This is a genomic window from Endozoicomonas sp. G2_1 (assembly GCF_017744155.1).
GTDB lineage: Bacteria > Pseudomonadota > Gammaproteobacteria > Enterobacterales > Alteromonadaceae > JAGHQT01.
Genome location: NZ_JAGHQT010000002.1, coordinates 316,494 through 339,380, shown reverse-complemented (window position 1 = coordinate 339,380; position 22,887 = coordinate 316,494). Strand labels below are relative to the sequence as shown.

General features: G+C 42.8%; 29 protein-coding genes. 28 read left to right on the top strand and 1 reads right to left on the bottom strand.

What is annotated here, in order from left to right; translation table 11 throughout:
- Positions 1 to 83 precede the first annotated feature (83 nt).
- The 6 genes from rpsF to J7384_RS04575 all read left to right on the top strand — a co-directional run bounded on the left by rpsF (position 84) and on the right by J7384_RS04575 (position 2,967).
- Positions 84 to 485: a 30S ribosomal protein S6 gene (gene rpsF, locus J7384_RS04600; RefSeq protein WP_209111694.1), complete on the top strand. Its 402-nt coding sequence runs from the start codon at positions 84 to 86 to the stop codon at positions 483 to 485.
- Between the two features lie 10 nt (positions 486 to 495).
- Positions 496 to 819, top strand: a complete 324-nt coding sequence (priB, locus tag J7384_RS04595; protein WP_348523840.1) for a primosomal replication protein N — start codon at positions 496 to 498, stop codon at positions 817 to 819.
- Between the two features lie 10 nt (positions 820 to 829).
- On the top strand, positions 830 to 1,057 hold the full coding sequence (gene rpsR, locus J7384_RS04590; protein ID WP_209111693.1) for a 30S ribosomal protein S18: 228 nt from the start codon (positions 830 to 832) through the stop codon (positions 1,055 to 1,057).
- A gap of 20 nt (positions 1,058 to 1,077) precedes the next feature.
- Positions 1,078 to 1,530, top strand: coding sequence for a 50S ribosomal protein L9 (gene rplI / locus J7384_RS04585; RefSeq protein WP_209111692.1), 453 nt, complete (start codon positions 1,078 to 1,080; stop codon positions 1,528 to 1,530).
- A 360-nt stretch (positions 1,531 to 1,890) separates the two neighbouring features.
- On the top strand, positions 1,891 to 2,334 hold the full coding sequence (locus tag J7384_RS04580) for a hypothetical protein (RefSeq protein WP_209111691.1): 444 nt from the start codon (positions 1,891 to 1,893) through the stop codon (positions 2,332 to 2,334).
- 135 nt (positions 2,335 to 2,469) lie between these two features.
- On the top strand, positions 2,470 to 2,967 hold the full coding sequence (locus J7384_RS04575) for a hypothetical protein (RefSeq protein WP_209111690.1): 498 nt from the start codon (positions 2,470 to 2,472) through the stop codon (positions 2,965 to 2,967).
- 64 nt (positions 2,968 to 3,031) lie between these two features.
- Here J7384_RS04575 and J7384_RS04570 read toward each other — a convergent pair whose 3' ends face one another.
- Positions 3,032 to 3,934 (bottom strand): pyridoxal-phosphate dependent enzyme, encoded by a 903-nt coding sequence (locus tag J7384_RS04570; RefSeq protein ID WP_209111689.1) that lies wholly within the window; start codon positions 3,932 to 3,934, stop codon positions 3,032 to 3,034.
- Positions 3,935 to 4,168: 234 nt separating this feature from the next.
- On the opposite strand from J7384_RS04570, the gene J7384_RS04565 reads away from it, so the two are divergent.
- From J7384_RS04565 to rng, 22 genes are all read left to right on the top strand, one after another.
- Positions 4,169 to 5,086, top strand: coding sequence for a hypothetical protein (locus J7384_RS04565; RefSeq protein WP_209111688.1), 918 nt, complete (start codon positions 4,169 to 4,171; stop codon positions 5,084 to 5,086).
- On the top strand, positions 5,079 to 5,690 hold the full coding sequence (locus J7384_RS04560) for a PilN domain-containing protein (protein ID WP_209111687.1): 612 nt from the start codon (positions 5,079 to 5,081) through the stop codon (positions 5,688 to 5,690). Before J7384_RS04565 ends, J7384_RS04560 begins: the two co-directional genes overlap by 8 nt.
- Positions 5,690 to 6,427 (top strand): type II secretion system protein GspM, encoded by a 738-nt coding sequence (gene gspM / locus J7384_RS04555; RefSeq protein WP_209111686.1) that lies wholly within the window; start codon positions 5,690 to 5,692, stop codon positions 6,425 to 6,427. Before J7384_RS04560 ends, gspM begins: the two co-directional genes overlap by 1 nt.
- On the top strand, positions 6,420 to 6,752 hold the full coding sequence (locus J7384_RS04550; protein ID WP_209111685.1) for a hypothetical protein: 333 nt from the start codon (positions 6,420 to 6,422) through the stop codon (positions 6,750 to 6,752). Before gspM ends, J7384_RS04550 begins: the two co-directional genes overlap by 8 nt.
- Complete coding sequence (mshL, locus tag J7384_RS04545; protein ID WP_209111684.1) at positions 6,749 to 8,440, top strand: pilus (MSHA type) biogenesis protein MshL; 1,692 nt, start codon at positions 6,749 to 6,751, stop codon at positions 8,438 to 8,440. The genes J7384_RS04550 and mshL overlap by 4 nt, the downstream gene beginning before the upstream one ends.
- Before the next feature lie 15 nt (positions 8,441 to 8,455).
- Complete coding sequence (locus J7384_RS04540; RefSeq protein ID WP_209111683.1) at positions 8,456 to 9,358, top strand: AAA family ATPase; 903 nt, start codon at positions 8,456 to 8,458, stop codon at positions 9,356 to 9,358.
- On the top strand, positions 9,355 to 10,530 hold the full coding sequence (locus J7384_RS04535; protein WP_209111682.1) for a tetratricopeptide repeat protein: 1,176 nt from the start codon (positions 9,355 to 9,357) through the stop codon (positions 10,528 to 10,530). Before J7384_RS04540 ends, J7384_RS04535 begins: the two co-directional genes overlap by 4 nt.
- 1 nt (position 10,531) lies before the next feature.
- Positions 10,532 to 12,250, top strand: a complete 1,719-nt coding sequence (locus J7384_RS04530) for a GspE/PulE family protein (RefSeq protein WP_209111681.1) — start codon at positions 10,532 to 10,534, stop codon at positions 12,248 to 12,250.
- 6 nt (positions 12,251 to 12,256) lie between these two features.
- Positions 12,257 to 13,492 (top strand): type II secretion system F family protein, encoded by a 1,236-nt coding sequence (locus J7384_RS04525; RefSeq protein WP_209111680.1) that lies wholly within the window; start codon positions 12,257 to 12,259, stop codon positions 13,490 to 13,492.
- A gap of 14 nt (positions 13,493 to 13,506) precedes the next feature.
- Entirely contained in the window at positions 13,507 to 14,022 is a 516-nt protein-coding gene (locus J7384_RS04520; RefSeq protein WP_209111679.1) for a hypothetical protein, read from the top strand.
- Between the two features lie 84 nt (positions 14,023 to 14,106).
- A complete protein-coding gene (locus J7384_RS19525) occupies positions 14,107 to 14,724 on the top strand; it encodes a prepilin-type N-terminal cleavage/methylation domain-containing protein (RefSeq protein WP_209111678.1) in 618 nt (205 codons plus the stop codon).
- Between the two features lie 36 nt (positions 14,725 to 14,760).
- Positions 14,761 to 15,282, top strand: a complete 522-nt coding sequence (locus tag J7384_RS19520; RefSeq protein ID WP_280636304.1) for a type II secretion system protein — start codon at positions 14,761 to 14,763, stop codon at positions 15,280 to 15,282.
- Positions 15,273 to 15,806, top strand: coding sequence for a type II secretion system protein (locus tag J7384_RS19515; RefSeq protein ID WP_209111676.1), 534 nt, complete (start codon positions 15,273 to 15,275; stop codon positions 15,804 to 15,806). The genes J7384_RS19520 and J7384_RS19515 overlap by 10 nt, the downstream gene beginning before the upstream one ends.
- 87 nt (positions 15,807 to 15,893) lie before the next feature.
- Positions 15,894 to 16,370 (top strand): type II secretion system protein, encoded by a 477-nt coding sequence (locus tag J7384_RS04500; protein ID WP_247741619.1) that lies wholly within the window; start codon positions 15,894 to 15,896, stop codon positions 16,368 to 16,370.
- A complete protein-coding gene (locus J7384_RS04495; protein WP_209111675.1) occupies positions 16,360 to 16,899 on the top strand; it encodes a type II secretion system protein in 540 nt (179 codons plus the stop codon). The genes J7384_RS04500 and J7384_RS04495 overlap by 11 nt, the downstream gene beginning before the upstream one ends.
- Positions 16,899 to 17,672 carry a type II secretion system protein gene (locus J7384_RS04490; RefSeq protein WP_209111674.1) on the top strand — a complete coding sequence of 258 codons (774 nt, stop codon included), beginning with the start codon at positions 16,899 to 16,901 and terminating at the stop codon, positions 17,670 to 17,672. The genes J7384_RS04495 and J7384_RS04490 overlap by 1 nt, the downstream gene beginning before the upstream one ends.
- Positions 17,662 to 18,144, top strand: a complete 483-nt coding sequence (locus tag J7384_RS04485) for a hypothetical protein (protein WP_209111673.1) — start codon at positions 17,662 to 17,664, stop codon at positions 18,142 to 18,144. The genes J7384_RS04490 and J7384_RS04485 overlap by 11 nt, the downstream gene beginning before the upstream one ends.
- 153 nt (positions 18,145 to 18,297) lie before the next feature.
- Positions 18,298 to 19,341 (top strand): rod shape-determining protein, encoded by a 1,044-nt coding sequence (locus tag J7384_RS04480; RefSeq protein WP_209111672.1) that lies wholly within the window; start codon positions 18,298 to 18,300, stop codon positions 19,339 to 19,341.
- A 51-nt stretch (positions 19,342 to 19,392) separates the two neighbouring features.
- Positions 19,393 to 20,283, top strand: a complete 891-nt coding sequence (gene mreC, locus J7384_RS04475) for a rod shape-determining protein MreC (RefSeq protein WP_209111671.1) — start codon at positions 19,393 to 19,395, stop codon at positions 20,281 to 20,283.
- Positions 20,270 to 20,749 (top strand): rod shape-determining protein MreD, encoded by a 480-nt coding sequence (gene mreD / locus J7384_RS04470; protein ID WP_209111670.1) that lies wholly within the window; start codon positions 20,270 to 20,272, stop codon positions 20,747 to 20,749. Before mreC ends, mreD begins: the two co-directional genes overlap by 14 nt.
- Before the next feature lie 27 nt (positions 20,750 to 20,776).
- Complete coding sequence (locus J7384_RS04465) at positions 20,777 to 21,403, top strand: Maf family protein (protein WP_209111669.1); 627 nt, start codon at positions 20,777 to 20,779, stop codon at positions 21,401 to 21,403.
- Between the two features lie 9 nt (positions 21,404 to 21,412).
- Positions 21,413 to 22,885, top strand: coding sequence for a ribonuclease G (gene rng, locus J7384_RS04460; RefSeq protein WP_209111668.1), 1,473 nt, complete (start codon positions 21,413 to 21,415; stop codon positions 22,883 to 22,885).
- Positions 22,886 to 22,887 lie beyond the last annotated feature (2 nt).

Sequence of the window (22,887 nt, the reverse complement as noted above, 5' to 3'; positions counted from 1 at the left end):
ATCAGCCGTAATATTTTTGTTCCTTGTCTCAATACTGGTAATGGCTGAGCCAGCTACGAGGCTACAACCGTAAGGAGCTCGTAATGCGTCATTACGAAATCGTATTTATGGTTCACCCTGATCAGAGTGAACAAGTACCTGGTATGATCCAGCGTTATTCTGACATGATCACTGGTGCTGACGGTACTATCAACCGTTTAGAAGACTGGGGGCGTCGTCAATTAGCATACCCAATCAACAAATTGCACAAAGCACACTACGTTTTAATGAACGTTGAAGCGCCGCAAGCAGTTATTGATGAACTAGAAACTTCTTTCCGTTATAACGATGTTGTTATTCGTAACATGATCATGCGCACGAAAGGCGCGGTAACTGAAGCATCACCTATGGCTGCTGCTAAAGAAGACCGTCGCGAAGTTAAGAAAGAGGTTGCTGCGCCAGCTGAAGCTCCTGCTGAGAAAGCAGAAGAAGCTGCTAGCGAATAATTAGTAATCTGTGACTGATTCTTTAGCAATAGAGAATAACCTAGTTTTGGTTGGTGAGGTGGTTAAAGCCCCTAAATTATCAACCAGCCCCGCAGGCATTAGTCATTGTCAGTTTTCAATTGAACACCGTTCAATTCAACTAGAAGCTGATTTAAGACGTCAGGCCTATGCCAGAATGCAAGTGGTGGCAACGGGTGAATGGTCACAACAATTAACTCGTGAATTAGCGCAGGGCAGCAAAATTAAAGTGTCGGGTTTTATTAACCGCCACGAAAGCCGAAATGGTCAATCATTATTGGTATTGCATGCTCAGCACATTGAAATGATTATTTAGGAGAAATCCCATGTCACGTTTTTTTAGACGTCGTAAGTTCTGCCGCTTTTCAGCGGAAGGCGCTAGCGAAATTGATTACAAAGATATCGCTACGTTAAAAAACTATATCACTGAAAGTGGTAAAATCGTTCCTAGCCGTATTACTGGTACCAGTGCTAAGTATCAACGTCAACTTGGTCGTGCGATCAAGCGTGCTCGTTACTTATCATTATTACCTTATACAGATTTACACAAGTAACCTACTAAGGGGTTTTCAAAATGGAAGTCATTCTTCTTGATAAAATCGCCAAATTAGGCGGCCTTGGTGACAAGGTAACTGTTAAGTCTGGTTACGCGCGTAACTATTTATTACCAAAAGGTAAGGCAGTATTCGCATCAAAAGCTAACGTTGAGCACTTTGAAGCTCGTCGTGCTGACCTTGAGAAGAAGCTAGCTGACGAGTTAGCTGCTGCTCAAGCACGTGCTGCTAAAGTTGCTGAGCTTGGTGAAGTGACTATCGCTTCTAAAGCTGGTGATGAAGGTAAACTATTTGGCTCAATCGGTACTCGTGACATTGCTGATGCAATCACGGCTGCTGGTGTTGAAGTAGCTAAATCAGAAGTACGTATGCCTTTAGGTACTATTCGCGAAACTGGCGAATTTGATATTGCAATTCACTTACACACTGACGTTGACACTAACGTTAAAGTTGTTGTTATTGCACAAGCTTAATAGTTAATCACTATTGAGTTGAAAAAACGCCGCACTTGCGGCGTTTTTTTATACATGGATATATTTATACTGCGAAGCCAAGGCCTTTCTCGTCGTCCATGACTACCAAGGCATTAGTATATCCATATACGTCAGATGACTAGGAGCAGTATTTATGTTTACGAGTATATGGAAATACGAAGTAGAGCGAAGCAGGATGCCTGAGCCGAGGATGAACACTATAGCGCGATTCAGTGAAGAAAAAGAGCGCAGTATATAATGGTGTGTCTAGATATTACTCTACATTATAGTTTTTGATTAAATCGATTAAGGCGTTTGATGACAATGAATTTCAAAAGTATATTTTCAAGGAAAAATCTCGTGCAGGCCAATGACAAAACGAATTTTCCGCTACACTACTTTATGAATGAATTTTCTGATGACGCTATCAAAAGAACTGATTTATTCAAAAGAATAGCAGAACAAAATGACATGCAAGTCCTACCTGGTTGTTACGGTGGCGAATATAACAATGATATGGTTGCTATTGGGAAGCAGCACAATGAAGTCATAGTATGGCTTGGAATAAAAGTAACGGGTGTGGGAGGCGATTTACAATTAGACAGAAAATCTATGGGAAGTTTTTTACAATTTTCTACAGATTGGTTCAAAATGGTTATTGTATCATTACGACTATTAGGAGCTGAAAATACTGCAGATCTTATTGAAGAGGGGTTACTTAAACGTACTTTAAAATTAGGTTTGTTATATATAGATCTTGAATCAGGCGAGCCAAGCGTTTTACCAATGGCGATACAAGACTAGCTCTGGTTATAAATAATAATTCATATGTTTAATAGGTGATCGCTCTAATATTTATTTGATAATAATTATCATTTGCTTCTTTGCCTTTTTGCTCTATCATAGGGCATTATTCTTCTCCATGTTAAAGGAAGCACAATGAAATACCGCCATTTAGCATTAGCCAGTTTGCTTGGTTTTACCTTATCTGCCTGTAACTCAAACGAAGCCAGTGATGACGTTTGGTCTCAATACCAATCCGAAGCCGAAAACACTCAAAAACTGATTAAAGAAGGTAACTTAACGCAAATTGAGCGTTCTGCCTCTGGTTTAGTGACCTTATCGAAACAAATTCTACCTTTAGTGACCGCCAAACAAGCCAAATGTGATGCTTATTTAGATGCGGCCTTATCTGCTGCTGACAATATGGTGACCTTGTCGCTAGAAGCCATTGAACGCGATTATCATGCCGACGGTAAATTGCCAAAAGTTGAAGCGGCGGAGTGTTATCACGCTAAAGATTTATTAGTGCACCCGGCAACGGTAGTTGTGTTGACTAAAGGTCAGGACAACCCAACGTTACGGGCTCAAATGCAAGATGAAATTGCCGAAGTGATTGAGCATTTTGCGCAAGTAAAAGCGTCAGCTGGCCAGTAAGAATGTATCGGTGGTGCTACTTCCGGTAGGCCACCAATTCAAATGGCTACCAAGTTGACTTGGCTTAGTTGAAATTTGGCACTGACCAATCATTTTTAGCTATACGTCCCTGTTCTAGTAAACCGCCAATTCCCTGTAAACCACCGGTGTGAAGCAGTATTATGGTATCACCTGCTGCGAAATAATTTTGCTCGGCGAGTTCGATTGTCGCGAGTAACATTTTACCAGAATAAATTGGCTCAAAAGTGATACCGCTTTGTTTGTTGTAGGCAACGAGTTGTTGAACTGCTGTTTCACTGAATTTGGCATAACCACCGCCGTGGTACTCGGTTAGCAGTTGCCAACGGCAATGGCTTGTTTTAACTCGCCCGAGTAAGTTTTCTATTTCTTGATTTAGATAACTCGCTTGTTTTAAAACGGCAACACCAAGAATATTGTGTTGATTGTTATCCTGTTTAATCAGACCAGCAATAGTGCCGCCGCTGCCGACCGGTAATAGTATGTGCTGATAATCTATTTGCTGTTCGAGCTCGGTAATGACCTCGGCGACACCATAAAGTGCTAACTGATGGCTGCCTCCTTCTGGCACGATCAAATGATCTGGATAGGTTTTTTGTAGCTGCTCTAGATAGTCGCGCTGTGCGCGTTGTTTGTATTCGAGGTGACTGACAAATTGGAGTGACATCCCCCAGCTACGCGCCATTGATAGTGTAAAGTTATTGCTGTACTCAGGCCTGCCGCGAATGATACCAATCGATGCCAAGTTGTCTTGCTGGCAGGCGTACGCTAGGGCGTGAATGTGATTAGAGTAGGCGCCACCAAAGCTGACTAGCCCTTTTAACCCATGTGCTTTAGCGTAGCGTAAACTGCCCGATAGTTTGCGCCACTTGTTTCCGGAAATGATCGGGTGAATTAAATCATCTCGCTTGACGTAAACACTGAGCTGTTTTTGGTCAAAAATTGGCAATTTTAGTCGACTAAGAGGGGATGGTAAGCTCATAAAATAAATAGGAATTTATGTATAAAAAATGTGAAAAAACTTGCGCCAGTATGTGAATTAGGGATAATGAACACTGACAGTGCGCTATTTGTTACTAAGCTCGGTACAGCGAAGGACTCTACAGTTGTTAGATGATGGAGTCGTTGGCTCTTTTGTTGCTTAGCAATTACAACAACTTATATTCAATAATAATATCGAGAAATGTCAGTTACTACAAAGGTTCGTCAATGGTTCTCAGGTAGTAAGTCAAACGACTTACTAGGTTTGGCATTAGGCCAACAATCCATGTCGGTGTGTTATCAGCCTGAACGTGGCGATAGTCAGTGTCACAAATTTGCTACGACAAGTAACGACTACCGCGAAGCTGTTCAAGCTCTTCAACACGAATTACACGTCAATGCTCAAGCTAATTTAGTACTCAATGCCAATAATTATCAAATAGTTCAAATTGATAAGCCTAAAGTACCAGAGCAAGAATTGCGCGCTGCCTTAAAATGGCAAGTGAAAGAATTAGTCTCATATAGCCCAGAACAATTGGTGTTAGATTATTTCGATGGCCCTAAAATGCAAGTTGGGCAAGAAAAACTGAACGTTGTTTGTGCTCCCAAGAATTTATTAGCTAGCTTTGTTGAGCAGTTTAGCCATACCAGTATTAATCTTGCACAAATCTCGACTGAAGAATTTGCTTTTGCTGCCTTGGTACCACCATCAGATGATGCTCATTTATTGGTTTGTCAGCAGCCGAATCAAGAAGTGTTAATTTTGATAGTCAAACAAGGTATTTTGTACTTTCATCGTCGTTTGAGAGGGCATGCTCAAATTGGCAATAAAACGGAAGACGAGCTTAGCTTTGGCACAATAGACAACTTAAGCTTGGAAATTCAACGTTCTACAGACTACTTTGAGCGTCAACTCAAACAAGCGCCGATTAAAGCCATTAAAGTATTACTACCTATTAAAGCCGAATCTTTTGTTGCCAGAAAATTGTCCGAAAACAGTAATTTATCCGTTGAGTTATTAGACCTTCCTGAACCTTACCAAAATGAAAGACAGTTTGCCGCCAGTTTAGGTGCGGTAAAATTATCGCAAATGCCAGCAAAGGATGAAGCGAATGTCTAAGTATACCGTTAATCTATTACAGCCTGAATTAATCGCGAAACCTGCGTTTTTAACGCTTGGTAAAATGGTCGGCGTGTGGCTTTTATTAGCTCTTTCGATGATTGCTTGGTACCTGCTTAGCAACAGCCAACTGTCGAGTTACTCAGATCGCGTTGCGCGCTTGAGTTTCGATAACGAAGCTAAAAAAACTCAGTTAAGTGAGCTAGAGCAAGCGATTAAAGAGCGTAAATTAGATCCTAGACTGCAAGAAGAAGTTGCGACCTTAAATTTGGTCTTAGACAACAAACAAGCGCTTAGAGCTCATTTAACCGATAGCTCGCAATTGTCTGTTGCTGGTTTTGCCGAAGCGATGACTGAGTTATCAGACAATCATCACCGAGATGTCAGTTTAACCAGAGTCTTGATTCAAGGTCAGCAAATGTTATTTAGTGGTTTGGCGAAAAACCCAAATGCCGTGCCTGTTTGGTTAGCGGGTTTCGAGCACTCAGCGTTGTTATCTGGTCAGCGTTTTAGCCAAATGAGTTTAGTTGAAAACGAGCAGGGATATATTGATTTTTCTGTTAGTTCAGATCATCAACTAGTGACTAGTAGCGAGGGCCAGTAATGTCGCAGTGGCAAGAATACTCAGCGAAATATTTAGCACTTAGCCCACGTGAACAATACCTCATTTTGGGTACGGGTGTGGTTGCCGTGTTTATGGTGGTTTTTACGTTTTTAGTAGAACCCGCATTAAAAGATATTACGCAAGCGAAAGCGCAAATTAAACAGTTGGAAATGGATGGTCGCAATACTGACAACTCAATTGTCCTGTTGAGTGATTCGCTGACAGCAGATCCAAACAGAGCGCTCAATGATAAGAAAGCTGACCTAGAAGCTCAGTTGTCAGCACTTGACCAAGACTTATTGGCGTTAACATCTGAGTTAATTAACCCCGTTGAAATGCGATATGCCCTAGTGGAGCTGCTTAAGGTACAAAAAGGGGTTAAATTGTTGGCCTTTGAAGTGTTACCTGCGCAGCCATTTGAACTAGCAGATGTTAATGGCTCAGCAGATGCTAATGATACCGCAAGCAATACTGCATCAGTTGAAGGTGAGGATAATCAAACAGGCCAAGCAGCGACATCATCTCAAGCGCAAACACTGCAGTTGTACCGTCACGGTATTAAGTTGAGTTTACAAGGCAACTATTTCCAATTGCGCGATTATTTAGCGCAGTTACAAGAATTGAAATGGAAGTTTTACTGGCAAAACTTTGATTACCAGTTGACCGAGTACCCAACCAGTGAGCTGCATGTAGAGATATATAGCTTAAGTACTGATAAGGAGTTTATTGGTGTTTAGTAAACAGATCACAACAGCATTATTGCTAATGTTAGTGAGCGTGAAATCAACGTTTGCTAATGGTTTGGACCCTACTCGCCCTTTAGTTGGCGGTGCAACTAATCAGAGCAAAGCAGTTGCGGTTAACAAACAGTTGGTATTGCAATCCATTATTAGCCAGAAAAATCAGACTAAGGTCATTATTAGCGGTAAATTAATGACCACTGGCGATCGAATTGGCCAATACCAGCTCATTAAAATTAATGACAACTCCGTGACTATGGCTGGCCCAACAGAGCAACTTACACTAACTATTTTTTCCGATGTGGTGGCAGAATCAAAATGATAACAACGAAATTCAATAAGCCGTTTCTTCTTCGTGCTAGTTTATGTGCGATGGCTGTTAGTTTATTTGGCTGCCAGAGCGTGCCTGATGCGCCTAAAGATATTCAAAATGCACTAGATCAAGCGATTGAAGAAGGCAGTGTCAAGAAAGCGCCAAAACCTTTGAGTTATGTACCTAGCTCAGTGCAACAAGAACTTGCACAACAAAGCTTAGCCGATGCTAAACAGGGTTTGTTAACAGAAAAACGTTTAGAAATTGCGGCCAACAATGTTGATGCCCACGCGTTTTTTGCCGCTTTGGTTGATGATTCACCATACAGTATCGCCGTACACCCTTCAGTAAGTGGCGTGATAAGCTTGAATTTAAAAGCTGTTACCATGCAGGAAGTGCTGAACGTTGTTCGAGAGCTCTACGGTTACGACATTCGTCAGCAAGGTCGCGTTATCCAAGTTTATCCGTCAGGTATTCGCACTGAAACAATAGCCCTAGATTACTTGTTTATAAAACGCTTTGGCTTTTCGAGCAGTAGCATAAATTCGGGTGGTGTTTCTGAAAACGACCCAAATAACGGCGGTAATGGCGGCAACAACAATAATAATAACGGCAACCGCGCCAATAATGGCGGTGGCGGTAACAATAATGCTGGTAATTCGCGCAATAACAACGGCGGCAGCGGCATTAATATTCAAACTGAAAATGAGTCAGATCTTTGGACTGAGCTAGAAGAAACCTTAGAAACCTTAGTCGGTGACGAAGCGGGTCGTTCAGTGATTGTTTCACCTCAGGCGGGTTTAGTGACAGTGCGCGCCTTGCCAAGAGAAATCGAAGCGATTAAAAAGTTCTTGAATGACTCTCAAGATCACTTGCGTCGTCAAGTGGTGATTGAAGCAAAAATTCTTGAAGTAACATTGAATGACGATTACCAACAGGGTGTTAATTGGACCCGAGTTGCAGGTCATATCGGCAGCACAGATATCGGTTTCAGTACAACTGGCCAAATTGCTGGCAATGCAATTTCATCAACCATTGGCGGAACCAGTGCGATTAGCTTTACCAACCAAGATTTTGCCGGGGTTATTAACTTGCTGCAAACTCAAGGTAATGTTCAGGTACTTTCTAGCCCTCGGATAACGGCAACCAATAACCAAAAAGCGATTATTAAAGTTGGCGAAGATGAGTATTTCGTTACTGAGGTATCGAGTACAACCACTACAGGTACCACTACCACGACAACACCAGAAATTGAGCTGACTCCGTTTTTCTCCGGTATCGCCTTGGATGTTACCCCACAGATCGACGAGCAAGGTGAAGTGATTTTGCACGTTCATCCGTCAGTGACCGTAACTCGTGAACAAAATAAAACAATTCGTTTTGACAACGATGATATTATTTTACCGCTAGCGCAAAGCAGTGTTCGCGAGTCAGACACTGTCGTGAAAGCGAAATCGGGTGAAATTGTCGTGATTGGTGGCTTGATTGAAACCCGCAAACAAGACAGCGAATCAAAAACACCGCTGCTGGGCGATATTCCGGTGGTTGGCGAGCTATTTAAGAGTAAGAGCAATGGCACCACTAAGCACGAGTTAGTGATTATGTTAAAACCTGTTGTGGTTGGTCAAAACACTTGGCGTGATCAACTTAAAGACGCTCGTAGCTTATTAAAGCAGTGGTTTCCTGAACAGCAATAGTAACTATAAAAGGCAATGTATTTATATCACTTTGGCTTAACTGAATTGCCTTTCACATTAACACCTAATACCAGCTTTTTTGTTGGTTTAGCGCCTCACAACGAGGCGCTAGCAGTCTTGCTAACTGCGTTAAAAACAGGTGAGGGATTTATCAAGGTAGTTGGTGAAGTGGGCACTGGTAAAACACTCTTGTGCCGAAAATTGCTTAACGAAATCCCCGATCATTTTGTCACTGCCTATATTCCTAACCCTTATCTAAAGCCTGATGAATTAAGAAGGGCAGTCGCACAAGAACTTGGTGTTAAACAAGCGCAGCGGATGTCACTGCAGTTGCTAACCCAGCGTATCCAAGAGCGATTGCTAGAACTTCATAGTCGTGGTCATTCTGTGGTATTGATTTTAGACGAAGCACAAGCATTGCCAGAAGAGAGCTTAGAGGCGTTGCGATTGTTTACTAACCTTGAAACCGAAAGTCGCAAGTTGTTACAAGTGGTCTTGTTTGCTCAACCAGAATTGGAACAAAGACTATCTACACAGCAGTTTCGACAATTGAGGCAGCGCATTACTTTTTCGTATCAATTGAGACCCATGACTAAACAAGAAGTGATTCAATATGTCAATCATCGCATGTCGGTTGCTGGCTACAAAGGACCCGCGTTGTTTAGCCAGTCGCTAGCGAAAAAGATTGCCTATGCCAGTCGTGGTATTCCGCGCTTAGTGAATATTTTAGCGCATAAAATGCTGATGCTAGCTTATGGTCAAGGAAGTTATCAGTTGTCGAGCAAGCATTTAACCAGCGCGATTAAAGATACTCAAGATGCGACGGCAATCACCAACTACGCTGTATGGCTGGTTGCTTTTTCGTTTGTAGCAGCAATTGCTAGTGCTGCTTACTGGCAATATGGAGGTTTGTTATGAGCGTGATTAATCAAATGCTCAAAGATTTAGACGAGCGCAAACCTCAGACGGTTGCCGGGCAAGAGCAAGCACCAGTTTATCAGGCATCTGTCAAATCTAGCACCAAGCCAATAATAATTGCAGTATTAATCACGGTTGTTTGCGCCTTTGTTGCTTTTTCATTGTGGCAAATGGATCAGCAAAACAAACAGCTGACTGAGCAGTTAGCGCAAACACAGCAAGTGCCAATGCAAACTGAAACGACTAGTGTTTCATCACCTGAACTCGAGAGCAAAAAACTTGCGCAGACGCCTCCACCGTCAGCTCAACCAGTAGTTGAGAGTAATCAAATTGAGCCAAAAGCCGAACCTGTAGACGTTGTAACATCGAGTAACGAATACAAGGTTGAAATGGCGGAACAAGCGCCCGAGCAGATCAGTAACAATGAGCAAATAAGTAACACTCGCCCAGTTGAACGGAAAATCGATGGCGAGGCAGAAGTAATGGCTCAGGAGACATCAGAGGCTAACACTCCAGTAGTAGAGCAAACGGCTAAGCCTAACGCGACTATGTCCAAAACAGCTGAGCCTAAAGCAACAATGTCCATCGCTCGCCGTCAATTATCTGCGCCAGAGCTGGCAGAGCAGAAGTTTAAACAGGCAGAGCAAGCGCTCTTACTTAACCAAGTGCAAAAAGCAGAGAGTTTATTTGAAGAAGTCTTGCTATTAACACCACAAAACAATCTAGCAAGACAGCAATTGGCGGCCTTGTGGTTTGGTCGACAAGACTATCAAGCAGCAGTTAACCTGTTACAGCAAGGAATTTCGCAAGCTCCGAATAATATCGAATTTCGTCTGATGCAAGCGAGAATTTTTCAGCGTCAGGGCAACTTTCGCGCTGCCTACGACGTACTCATAGAAAAAGCGCAAACGCCAAATGTTGACTATCAAGCATTATTGGCTAATGCTGCACAACAGAGCCAGCAATTTAATGCGGCAATTGAGGCTTATCAGTTTCTGATGCAAGCGCAACCTCAACAAGCAAAGTGGTTACTCGGTTTAGCAGTGGCATATGATAGTGACAGCCAGTTTGAACAAGCGTTATTAGCATACAAGCAAGCAGTTCAACAAGGCGGTTTATCAGCAACGACATTAAACTTTGCCAAGCAGCGGTTACAGGAATTAGGAGAGTAGGATGGCAGCCCCTAAATTAAAAATGCGTTTAGGTGATTTGCTTGTTCACGAGCACATCATCACCAATGAACAGCTGATGCAGGCGCTAAATGCGCAAAAGTCTACCGGCCGTAAACTTGGTGATACTCTGATTGAGTTGGGCAGTATTAGCGAACGTCAATTGCTCGAATTCCTTGCTCAGCAATTGGATGTACCATTTTTAGATATTAGCCAGCGTCGAATTCCTCCAGAAGTTGCCTCACTGTTGTCAGAAGTACACGCTCGCCGTTTGAGAGCTATCGTTATTGAAGATCTGGGTGATAGTGTTTTAATTGGCATGAGTGATCCAGCTGACTTAAACGGTTTAGATCAGCTTGAACAAATGTTGGCACCAAAGCGTATCGAACTAGCGGTTGTTATGGAGTCTCAGCTCTATGATGCTTTTGATAGCTTGTATCGCCGCACGGCTGATATTGAATCTTTCGCCAGTCAGTTAGAAGAAGAATATCAACAAACCTCTGATTTTGACTTAACCACAACGCTATTAGACGATAGTAGTGATGCTACCGTTGGTAAGTTGTTGCAGTCGGTATTTGAAGATGCCGTGCAAATGCGAGCATCTGACGTCCATATCGAACCGGATGAAAACAAGCTAAGAATCAGGCAACGTATTGACGGTGTCTTACAAGAAAACGTCTTAAAAGAAAATAAAATAGCTGCCGCTATGGTGTTGCGTTTAAAGTTAATGGCGGGTTTGGACATCTCAGAAAAGCGCTTGCCACAAGATGGCCGTTTTCACTTAGATATTAAAGGTCATCGCATCGATGTCCGGATGTCAACCATGCCTGTTCAGCACGGTGAATCGGTGGTTATGCGTTTACTCGACCAGTCTGCCGGTTTATTGTCGCTTGATGAAACCGGTATGCCAGCTGAAATCGTCAGCCGTTTGCGTCATCAAATCAGTCGACCTCATGGCATGGTATTAGTCACCGGGCCAACCGGTAGTGGTAAAACGACTACTTTATACGGTGCGTTGAGCGAGCTCAACCAGTCGAGTAAAAAGATAATTACCGCTGAAGATCCGGTAGAATATCGTTTACCTCGCGTTAATCAGGTTCAAGTTAGTAGCAAGATTGACTTAACTTTCTCTAGTGTATTGAGAACAGCGTTACGCCAAGATCCCGATATTATTATGGTCGGTGAGATGCGTGACCAAGAAACGGTAGAAATTGGTTTAAGAGGCGCGTTAACCGGTCACTTAGTGTTATCGACACTTCATACCAACGACGCTATTACTAGCGCCTTGCGCTTAATGGATATGGGGGCCGCTGGCTTTTTAGTTGGTAGTTCTCTCAGAGCGGTTATCGCTCAGCGCTTAGTACGCCGAAACTGTGAAAACTGCTTGCAAGATTACCAGCTCGACGACCAAGAGAAGTTATGGTTGAGCAATTTGGCGGGCGAAGATGCGATTAACTACCCGTTCAAACGAGGTAAGGGTTGTCAAAGTTGTCAGTATACTGGCTATCGCGGCCGAATTGGTGTTTTTGAGTTATTAGAAATGAATGAGCCTATGATGGCAGCGCTGAAACGAGAAGACAGTGAATCGTTTACTAAGTACGCGAAGGCGCACCCAGGTTATAAGCCACTAGCTCTGGCCGCTTTTGACTATGCTAAAGTTGGCGTCACTAGCGTTGAAGAAGTGCTGCGTTTAGCTGAAACAACAGACGTGATGGAGCAGTAATTTTCAATGGCATCATTTGATTACGTTGGTCGCAATAACCAAGGCACACAGGTTAAGGGCACTATTGAAGCTGCCAATATCTCGGCGGTTGCTGAAATGTTATCGCGCCAGCAAATTATTCCAACCGACATTAAGCAAGGCAAAGAAAAAGTTGGCAACGCCGGTGACATTGATATCGGTGATTTACTCGGCTTTGCGCCCGTATCACTTGATGACCTCATTGTTTTTTGTCGCCAGATGTATGCCTTGATGAAATCAGGTGTTCCTATATTAAGGGCGATTAACGGGTTAGCCGAGTCTAGTAGCTCGGTTAAGTTACGCAGTGTGCTGGCTGAAGTAGCTACCCAGTTAGAAAATGGCTTCGCCTTGTCATCTGCATTAAACCAGCATCCGAGATTCTTTTCGCCACTGTTTATTTCACTAATTCACGTTGGTGAAAATACCGGTAAGCTCGATGACTCATTTATTAAGTTAGCGACTTATTTCGAGCGTGAGCAGGAAACCAAAAAGCGTATTAAAACTGCGCTGCGCTATCCATCATTTGTCATTATTGCCTTGGCTATTGCTCTTGTCGTACTGAATATTTTTGTTATTCCAACATTCTCCAGTTTGTTTAGTAAATTGGGAGCTGACTTGCCTTGGGCAACTAAAGCGCTGATTGCGAGCTCCAATTTGTTTTTAAATTACTGGCCGCATATGCTCGGCTTTTTGGTTATCGCCATTATTGGCGTTAGATATTACTTGCGTACGGTCAATGGTTTATATCGCTGGGATCGTTTGAAAACTAAATTGCCAATCGTTGGGAGTATTATTGAGCGTTCTATTTTATCCCGATTTGCTCATAGCTTTGCTATTGTTTTGCGGGCTGGTGTGCCGATGACGACTGGCTTGAGTTTAGTTGCCGATGCTGTCGATAATACCTTTATGCGCGGCAAAATCTTAACTATGCGCAGTGCTATCGAAAGCGGTGAGAGTTTACTTAGGGCTGCCGTTGCCAGTGAACTCTTTACGCCACTAGTTCTCCAGATGATCGTAGTCGGCGAAGAAACCGGACGAGTAGACGAATTACTAGAAGAAGTTGGTGATTACTATGAACGCGAAGTCGATTATGACTTGAGCACACTAACAGCGAAGATAGAACCAATTCTTATTGTAATTGTCGCTGCTATGGTAATGATTTTGGCGCTTGGTATTTTCACGCCAATGTGGGATTTAATGTCTGCGTTCAAAGGCAATGGCTAGTCTGGAGGTTGTTAGTGGCTGGCGAGTTAGCAAGTGCGAAGCGCGAAAAGTCGATGGCGGAGTTTCTACTGATAGTCGCATGTGTGTTGTTAATGATGGCAATTTTTGCCTATTATTTTTTTAAACAAGAAGACCAATATAGCAAGGTAGCCTTTGAACGATTAGCGAATAATTTCGCAGATAAAATTGTTGTGACTCATGGTCAATGGTTAATGGAAAACCGTCCGAAAATAATTGAGCTGAAGCCTTTAGGCGGTGATTATCGTTCTAATAGCGATAGCACAGCCGTAAATCAGGTGTGGCGATTGAATAAAAATGGTTGGTTAGACAGTAATGCGAACAACGCTTGTTATGATATTTGGCGTATAGTAACCGAAACTGAGTTAACTGTATTACCTGAACCAATCAGTGTTTTGGAGACTCAAACTAGTGGGCAGTTAGGGCGTATTTGTCGTTATCAGTTAGCTAGTGGGGCATATTTTGACTATAACAGTCGAACGGGTGATGTTAGTACGGTTAAAACACATTAAAAAAATTGAAATTGATTTTAACTTTTCAGTAACTTATGTAAGATAGTAGCTAACGAAACTGTTACTAGGGTAGTAGAGGGTAATATGAAAAAGCAATCGGGTTTTACCTTGATAGAATTGGTTGTCGTTGTTGTCATCCTTGGGTTATTAGCGGTAACCGCGATACCTAGGTTTTTAGATTTAACTGAGAATGCTCAGGATGCCAATATTGAAGGTTTAGCAGGTGGTTTTGCGACTGCGGTTTCTTTAGTTAGAGCCCAGTGGGAAGCCGAGGGCAGACCAAGTGGTGCGAATAATCTAAATACTGTCAATTATGACGGTATTAACCTTATTTTAACTACGGAAGATACCGCTGCGAATAACGTTATTCGACCAGGCTACCCAACAGGCTTAACTGATGGTAACAACTTGGCGGGTAACTTCGATGTAAACAATTGTATTGAAGTATGGTCTAATATTTTACAACAGCCACCAAGCATTACTAATAACATCAATACATTAAATAACCAGAATAATATTGATTATTTTGTTAGTCAAAGTGGTACGGGCAATGGTGCTTTATGTCACTTTTATTTAAGGGATACACTTAATAGGGACAACAACAATAACTTTACTGATCCGGGAACGGCGACCAATATAGGTAATAGTTTTACTTATCAGCCAGCGACTAGTGCGGTAGTTATTCACATTAATAGAAGCTAATTTTACGTTTTTAATTTTTACAACAAGGTTAACATGATGAATAGAGTAAAAAATCAAGCTGGTTTTACCCTAATTGAGTTAGTGGTAGTGATTGTAATTTTAGGTATTTTAGCGGCTACTGCAGCGCCACGATTTATCAATTTGCAGGATGACGCTAATACAGCGACACTTCAAGCAGTTGAAGCCTCAATGAACTCTGCTTCAAGTTTAGTACACGCCAAATCTTTAATTGAAGGTAACCAGAATACTGCAGGTGGTAACGGTGTCGACGTCGATGTCAATGGAGGTACAGCTGGAGGAGTTGTCTTAGTTAACTTTGGTTACCCTCGTTCTAATAACGCCGCTGCAGCAACGTCGTGGTCTACTGATTTACTTGATATTGATGTTAGCAATACGGGAGATTTTCAAATCTCAGCTACAGCTGTTGCTGGTTCAATTGTTGTCTTTCCTAGAGGACAGGCTGCACCAACTGCCTTAACAACTCCTTGTATCGCTTTTTATACTGAAGCGGCAGCAGTTGGCGGTACTCCAAATATTGGCTCAGTACCTTGCGCGTAACTTATAAAGCACCCAAAGGCTTTACGCTAATTGAGTTAGTAGTTGTCATTGTCATTTTAGGCATATTGGCGGCTACCGCCGCTCCTCGTTTTATAGATTTAACCAGTGATGCAGAAACGGCGAGTATTGAAGGGGTAGCGGGTGCCATGCGCACAGCAGTAACTCTGGTAAATAGTCGCTCAATCATTAAAGGCAACACTGAAGAAATATCTAATAACGCGGCGCTGGCAACAGTTAATATTGGCGATGGCCTTGGGCCGAGCAACGACGGCGAGCTCATTATTCAATTGGGTAACCCAAGAGCGGTGGTTGCAGATTGGCAACGCCTGTTAGAGGTTGGTGATATCAATTCCGGTAACTACCGATTTGCAACTGCCAATGTCGCTGGAGCAGGAGCTGTGTTTTTTGTTTATTTGGCCTCTAGACCAAGCGCACCTAATAACCTAACAGGTGATTGTTATGCATACTACCTGCCGCGATTACCTATTAGAGAGCCTAGTGTTGTCGTTAGACCTTGTGTTTAGTGAGATGTTTATTTAGTTTACTAGGTTGGTAATTGTAGAAAGGAGTTAAGCGTAGGTTTAGCTCCTTTTGTTTTTTGAACGGTGAAAATGATGATGACTAAGCAGGCACAATCTGGCTTTACTATTGTCGAGCTAGTCGCCACAATTATTTTGATTGGTATTCTCGCTGCCTATGCCGTTCCTAAGTTTACGGGGGCCGGTGGTGATTATGATAGCTATGCTGCGCGTTCTGAGGCAATTGTGAAACTCCGAGCGATTCAACTCCGAGCTATGCAAGACACTTCTCAACCACAAAGGTGCGTGTTGGTGACCAGTAACCGTTTAGGTATGGTTAACGATTGTAACGACACTGCATTTAGTAGTAATTTTAACGTTGGCAGCACTCGTATGGAACTAAATGGCACGGCTCGTTTTCAAGTTCCCGCTAATCCTGGCTATATCCAACTGCAATTTAACCGCTTAGGTCAGCCACAAGGTTGCTCAAATCCATGTCGAGTGAATATTTCAGGTACACCTAATTTAATCATTGATATTAATGTCGAGGGCAATATTAGTGCGCCCTAGTCAATCACATCTGAAGCAATCAGGCTTTACCCTCGTTGAAACAATAGTAGGTATTGTCGTGTTATCGCTGGCATTTTCTATTATTTTTGCCATTGTTTTACCTGCAAGTGAGCAAAGTGCAAGTCAAGTTCAACAAATTCGGGCGGCAGAACTAGGCCAGTCTTTGATCAACGAAATATCTGGCCGTCGCTACGATGAACAAAGTACTAATAATACCCGTTGTGGCGAGTCCGGGATAAGTTGTACTCCAATACTTAATCTAGGTCTCGATGGAGAAATCGGCCGAGCAAACTTTGATGATGTCGATGACTATAATGGTTATCAGGCTGTTGAAGATGGCAGCGGTAACGCTATTGGCGATTTGTACCCAAACTTTTCCATAAGAGTGGGGGTAGCTTATGATGGTGATTACGACTTTGTATTGAATGAAGCGGGCAATCAAGAACTTAATGCTAAGTTAATTACGGTGACTGTCACTACGCCAAGCGGTGATAATATTGTGTTTCGAGCATATCGAGGTAACTTTTAATGCGTGGGCAAAAAGGGTTTACCTTAGTAGAAATGGTTACGGTTATCGTGCTGTTAGGAATCTTATCTGTTGGTTTAACCGGATTTATTCGCTTAGTGAGTCAGGTATACGCTGATACAACTGAAAATGAAGCTTTATTGGCTAATGCTCGATTTGCTGTCGAGCGCTTAAATCGCGAACTGCGCAATGCTGTTCCCAACAGTTTTGTCGTTTCTAATATATCTGGAAGTAATTGTTTATCCTACACGCCTATTATTACCAGTGCCATTTACCGCGATATCCCTGTTGGTACAGATACACCCGTTAGTAGCATTGAATTAGTCGCTTTTAGCGACTTTATTAGTCAGGGGGTTAATGGGCAAAGAGCAGTTGTTTATCCCATCAATAGTGGGGATAGTTTACCAAGTTCAGCAAAAAGTGTGCTCTTGGCCGCAAACAATGCGATTACTGCGGTCAGTGGTCAAACCAATCGATTTAACTTAAATTTTGCCACCACAAGCCGATTTGTTGAAGAGTCGCCGACTCAGCGAATTTTTATTACTTCCGCGCAGCGACAAATATGTCTAGTGGGAAGTCAGCTTACTCTTGATGGCGTGACATTAGCAGAGCAAGTTAATCGTGCTAGTTCTAGTTTTTCAGTGAACGCTTCTAACTTAACTCGTAACGCGACGGTTCAAATGAGGTTGGTTTTCAATACTGATATTGTCCGTAATACGGCAGCTGGCACTGATATTGAATTTTATCATGAGGTACATACCCCTAATGTCCCGTAACTATTCAGAATTTCGCCACTTGCTAATAAATCGTCGCAAACAATCTGGTAGTGCTTTGATTATTGCTATTTTTGTGTTGGTTGTCGTTTTGGGATTTGGTTTAACGCTGGCTAACATTGTCGTTTCAAGTTCGGAAGCAGTTGCTTATGAAATACTTGGTACACGCGCTTTTTTAGCTGCAAACTCAGGGGCACAGCAGCGTTTAAATCAAATATTTACACCCGGACAGGCAAACTTATTGTGTGATGGTAGTCCAAACCCTGCGACCCTCAATTTTGCAGAACAGCCAGTCGATGAACGTGCAAATACTATTAATTCGGCTGCGCTATTAGAATGTCGAGTGCAACGGGTAGCCTGTACCAATTTTAAACAAGACGGTGTTGTTTTTTATCGGATAGAAAGTACAGGTCAATGCGATGCCTCAGGTGGTGAAGTGGTCACTAGAACAGTTGTTGTTGAAGCGCGCAACTAAGATTTTTCGCCAATTCAACCTAATTTGAAAAAATCCCCGATTTTTTTGTAATTTTTTTCATCAAACCATCACAATCTCTCCAATACTGGGGTATGATTAGCACCAATCTATACCCAAGCTAGCTCAATTTTTACGACAGGAATACGATTTTTTATGTTTAAAAAATTACGCGGGATGTTTTCTAACGATTTGTCGATCGATTTAGGAACTGCCAACACACTTATTTACGTTAAAGATCAGGGCATCGTTTTAAATGAACCATCAGTGGTTGCTATTCGTCAAGATCGCTCTGGTGGTTCAAAAAGCGTTGCAGCTGTAGGAACCGCGGCTAAGCAAATGTTAGGTCGTACTCCGGGTAATATTGAAGCAATCAGACCAATGAAGGACGGCGTAATTGCCAACTTTTTTGTTACCGAAAAAATGTTGCAGTATTTTATTAAACAAGTGCACAGCAACAACTTTTTGCGTCCAAGTCCACGTGTTTTAGTCTGTGTTCCATGTGGTTCAACTCAGGTTGAACGCCGTGCTATTCAAGACTCAGCCTTAGGCGCTGGTGCTAGAGACGTTTACTTAATTGATGAGCCAATGGCTGCAGCAATAGGGGCCGGTTTACCGGTGTCTGAAGCAACTGGTTCTATGGTAGTAGATATCGGTGGCGGTACCACAGAGGTTGGTATTATCTCACTTAATGGTTTGGTTTATTCTGCGTCTGTGCGCATCGGTGGTGATAAGTTCGACGAAGCAATTATTAATTATGTTCGTCGTAATTTCGGTAGCTTAATTGGCGAAGCAACGGCTGAGCGTATCAAGCACGAAATTGGTTCAGCTTACCCAGGTGAAGAACTGATTGAAATCGAAGTACGCGGCCGTAATCTAGCTGAAGGTGTACCGAGAAGCTTTACCCTCAATAGCAATGAGATTTTAGAAGCGTTACAAGAGCCACTGACTGGCATTGTCAGTGCAATTATGACTGCGTTAGAGCAGTCTCCACCAGAGTTGGCTTCTGATATTTCTGAGCGCGGCATGGTGTTGACCGGCGGTGGTGCGTTATTGAAAGATTTAGATCGCTTGTTGATGGAAGAAACCGGTATTCCGGTCGTTGTTGCTGATGATCCATTGACTTGTGTTGCCCGCGGCGGCGGTGAAGCCATTGATATGATTGATAAGCACGGTGGCGACTTATTCAGCTATGAATAACGCTGACTCCAGCAACAACTCTTTCCTACAACTGTATAGATAATAGCGTTAATGAATTTATCTTTTGTTAGTGGACCCTCTGAACAGCACCGATTGATATTGGTGCTGTTTTGTTCTGCTTGTTTGATTTTTTTTGATCATAAACTCAATAGCTTCGAGAGTGTTCGAGGTTATTTACAATCAATGGTCAGTCCGCTTCAGTATCTTGCTAATACGCCAAACCAATTGATGACTTGGGCTAGCGAGAATATTACCACCCGAGAAAAATTGGTTGAGCAAAACCAAAATTTCAAAGTTGAACAATTGCGTTTACGCGAGCAAATTATGCAACTGGCGATGTTAAAGCAAGAAAACGCGCGCCTGAGACAATTGTTGGCGTCGCCTGTTCGACAAGAAATAAAAAAAATGGTAGCTGAAATCCTGTCGGTAAACAGCGATCCATATAGTCATCAAGTGCTGATTAACCGCGGTGCCAATGACGGTGTTTACGAAGGTCAGCCGGTATTAGATGCCAATGGTGTAGTTGGTCAAATCCTCCATGTTGGCGCGACAAGTAGCCGGGTTATTCTTATTACTGATGTTACTCATGCCGTGCCAGTTAGAGTCAGTAGAAACGGTACTCGCTTGGTCTCCTCTGGGACAGGACGCATTGATCGACTGGTACAAAATCACGTGCCCCACAGCAGCGATATTCAAAAGGGCGATTTATTGGTGACTTCTGGCTTGGGGGGCAAATATCCAGAGGGTTACCCGGTTGCTGAAGTCACCGTTGTTAGACAAGATGAATCTCGCCCATTTGCTATGGTATACAGTAAGCCAATCGCGCAAATAGATCGTTTGCGCTATTTGTTATTGCTATGGCCAGAGCAGCAAAGCCCATTTGCGCCAGCACCAAAAGTAGAATCACCCGTTAAAGAGGAGCAAAGTAATGCTCGCTCATAACGGTATTATGATTCTTTTGACTTTGGTACTTGCCTTGGTTGCGTCGATAGTGCCGATGCCGTTAAGCGTTGATGCGTTTCGACCTGATTGGCTGTTGATGGTTTTGCTCTATTGGGGCATCGCTTTGCCCAATCGAGTCAACATTATTACCGCTTGGTTAATGGGCTTTATTCTCGATGTTTTACTGGGTTCAATCTTGGGCATACATGCAGCTGCAATGGCGATTGCTATGTATATCGCAGTGGCTAACTTCCAAAAGATTCGCAACTTTTCAAGGGTTCAGCAAGCCTTAGTGGTGGCTGTAGTGACCGCACTTTATCACTTATTGGTATTTTGGTTGCAACGCAGTTTCAACGATGTTGTATTTTTGCCAAGTTACCTATACCCCGTGTTGAGCTCGGTAGTGATGTGGTTTTGGCTATTTCCGGCACTGCGTTTGATGCGTCGTCATTTTAAAATTAAGTAATAACTATTAAGCGAAACGGACTATTTTATGTCTCAAACACTGGTGCTCGCCTCACAATCTCCACGCCGCAAAGAGCTGCTTGCACAACTTGGCTATCAATTTACCACTTGTGCGGCAGATATCGATGAGTCAGTCGAAGCTAACGAATTGGCTGAGCCTTATGTTCGCCGATTGGCCGAACAAAAAGCACAAACAGTTTTTTTGTCGCTCAATAAAGCAGCAAGTGAACCGTCTGCCATGGCGGATAGTGCAACTAATTACCAGGTTTTAGGGTCAGATACTTCAGTAGTTTATCAAGGTGAAATTCTTGGTAAACCAAGTGATTTTGCTGACTGCCAACGCATGCTAAACATGTTCTCGGGTAACGTTCATCAAGTTTACACCGCCATTGCTGTTGCCAATAGCCGTGGTGTTTTTAGCCAAGTTGTGACTACAGATGTTTATTTTAAAGCGCTGAGCGCGCGCGAAATTGAAAATTACTGGCGAACTGGTGAGCCACAAGACAAGGCAGGAAGCTACGGTATTCAAGGAATCGCCGGTCAATTTATTGAAAAAATTGCTGGCAGTTATTCTTCTGTGGTCGGTTTACCTTTATTTGAAACCAGTGAATTATTGGCACAACACGGCATTATGTCGGCCATGCAAATTGAGTAGGATGATGAAATGAGCGGTGAATTATTAATTAATGTTACTCCGAGCGAAACCCGTGTTGCGCTAATTGAAAATGGTTCATTGCAAGAGGTTCATATTGAACGCGAAGCGAAACGCGGTTTAGTCGGCAATATTTATCTCGGTAAAGTGATTCGAGTGTTGCCGGGTATGCAAGCCGCTTTTGTTGATATTAATCTAGATAAAGCCGCGTTTTTGCACGCTTCAGATATTAATTCGAGCTTAATTCTCGGCGATGAACAACAATCAGATAATACTGATTCGGTGCCAGATATTCGCAGCCTTGTACACGAAGGCCAGTATTTAATGGTACAAGTGGTAAAAGACCCTTTGGGCACAAAAGGCGCACGGTTAACCACAGGTATCACCATTGCCTCCCGTTATTTGGTGCTAATGCCAGATGCTAGCCATGCGGGAGTATCACAGCGAATCGAAGATATTAACGAGCGCAATCGTTTAAAAGATACTGTTTCGCCGTTTTGTGATGATAATCACGGCTTTATTGTTCGCACTGCTGCCGAAGGCGCTGGTGAGCAAGAGCTAAAACACGATGCCGAGTTTTTGCGCAGGGTGTGGAAAAAAGTCATTGAGCGCAAGCAACGCAAACAAACATCAGCACCGATTTATCAAGATTTGTCACTCGCTTTTCGGGTGCTGAGGGATTTTGTCGGAATTGAACTAGAACGCATTCGCGTTGACTCTAAGCTGACTTTCGACCAGCTGACTGAATTTACCCAGGAGTTTGTTCCTGAACTGACTTCGGTGATGGAGTACTACCCGGGTGAACGGCCGATTTTTGATTTATTTGATACTGAAGCCGAAATTCAGCGGGCATTACATCGCAAGATTGAATTGAAATCGGGTGGCTATTTGATTATCGATCAAACCGAAGCGATGACCACTATTGATATCAACACTGGTGCCTTCGTTGGCCATCGCAATTTAGAAGAAACCATCTTCAATACTAATATCGAAGCCACTCAAGCGATTGCCAGACAGCTGCGTTTGCGCAATTTAGGTGGCATTATCATTATCGACTTCATCGATATGATGTCAGCTGATCATCAAAAGCGAGTGTTACACAGCTTAGAAACCGCACTTTCTAAAGACAAAGTTAAATTTAGTATTCACGGCTTTTCTCCTCTAGGCTTAGTAGAGATGACGCGCAAGCGGACGCGCGAGAGTTTAGAGCACATCTTGTGTGGTGAATGTGCTATTTGTCACGGCCGCGGTCACTTGAAAACCGTTGAAACGGTTTGCTTTGAAATTTTGCGTGAGATTGTTCGAGTTAACCGTGCTTATGACACGGACAAGTTTATTGTTTATGCGTCACCTGCAGTTAGTGAATCACTGGTTAATGACGAGTATCACAATTTGGCTGAACTAGAGGTCTTTATAGGTAAGCAAATTAAGATACAAACCGAATCCATGTACAACCAAGAACAATTCGACGTTGTCATGATGTAATG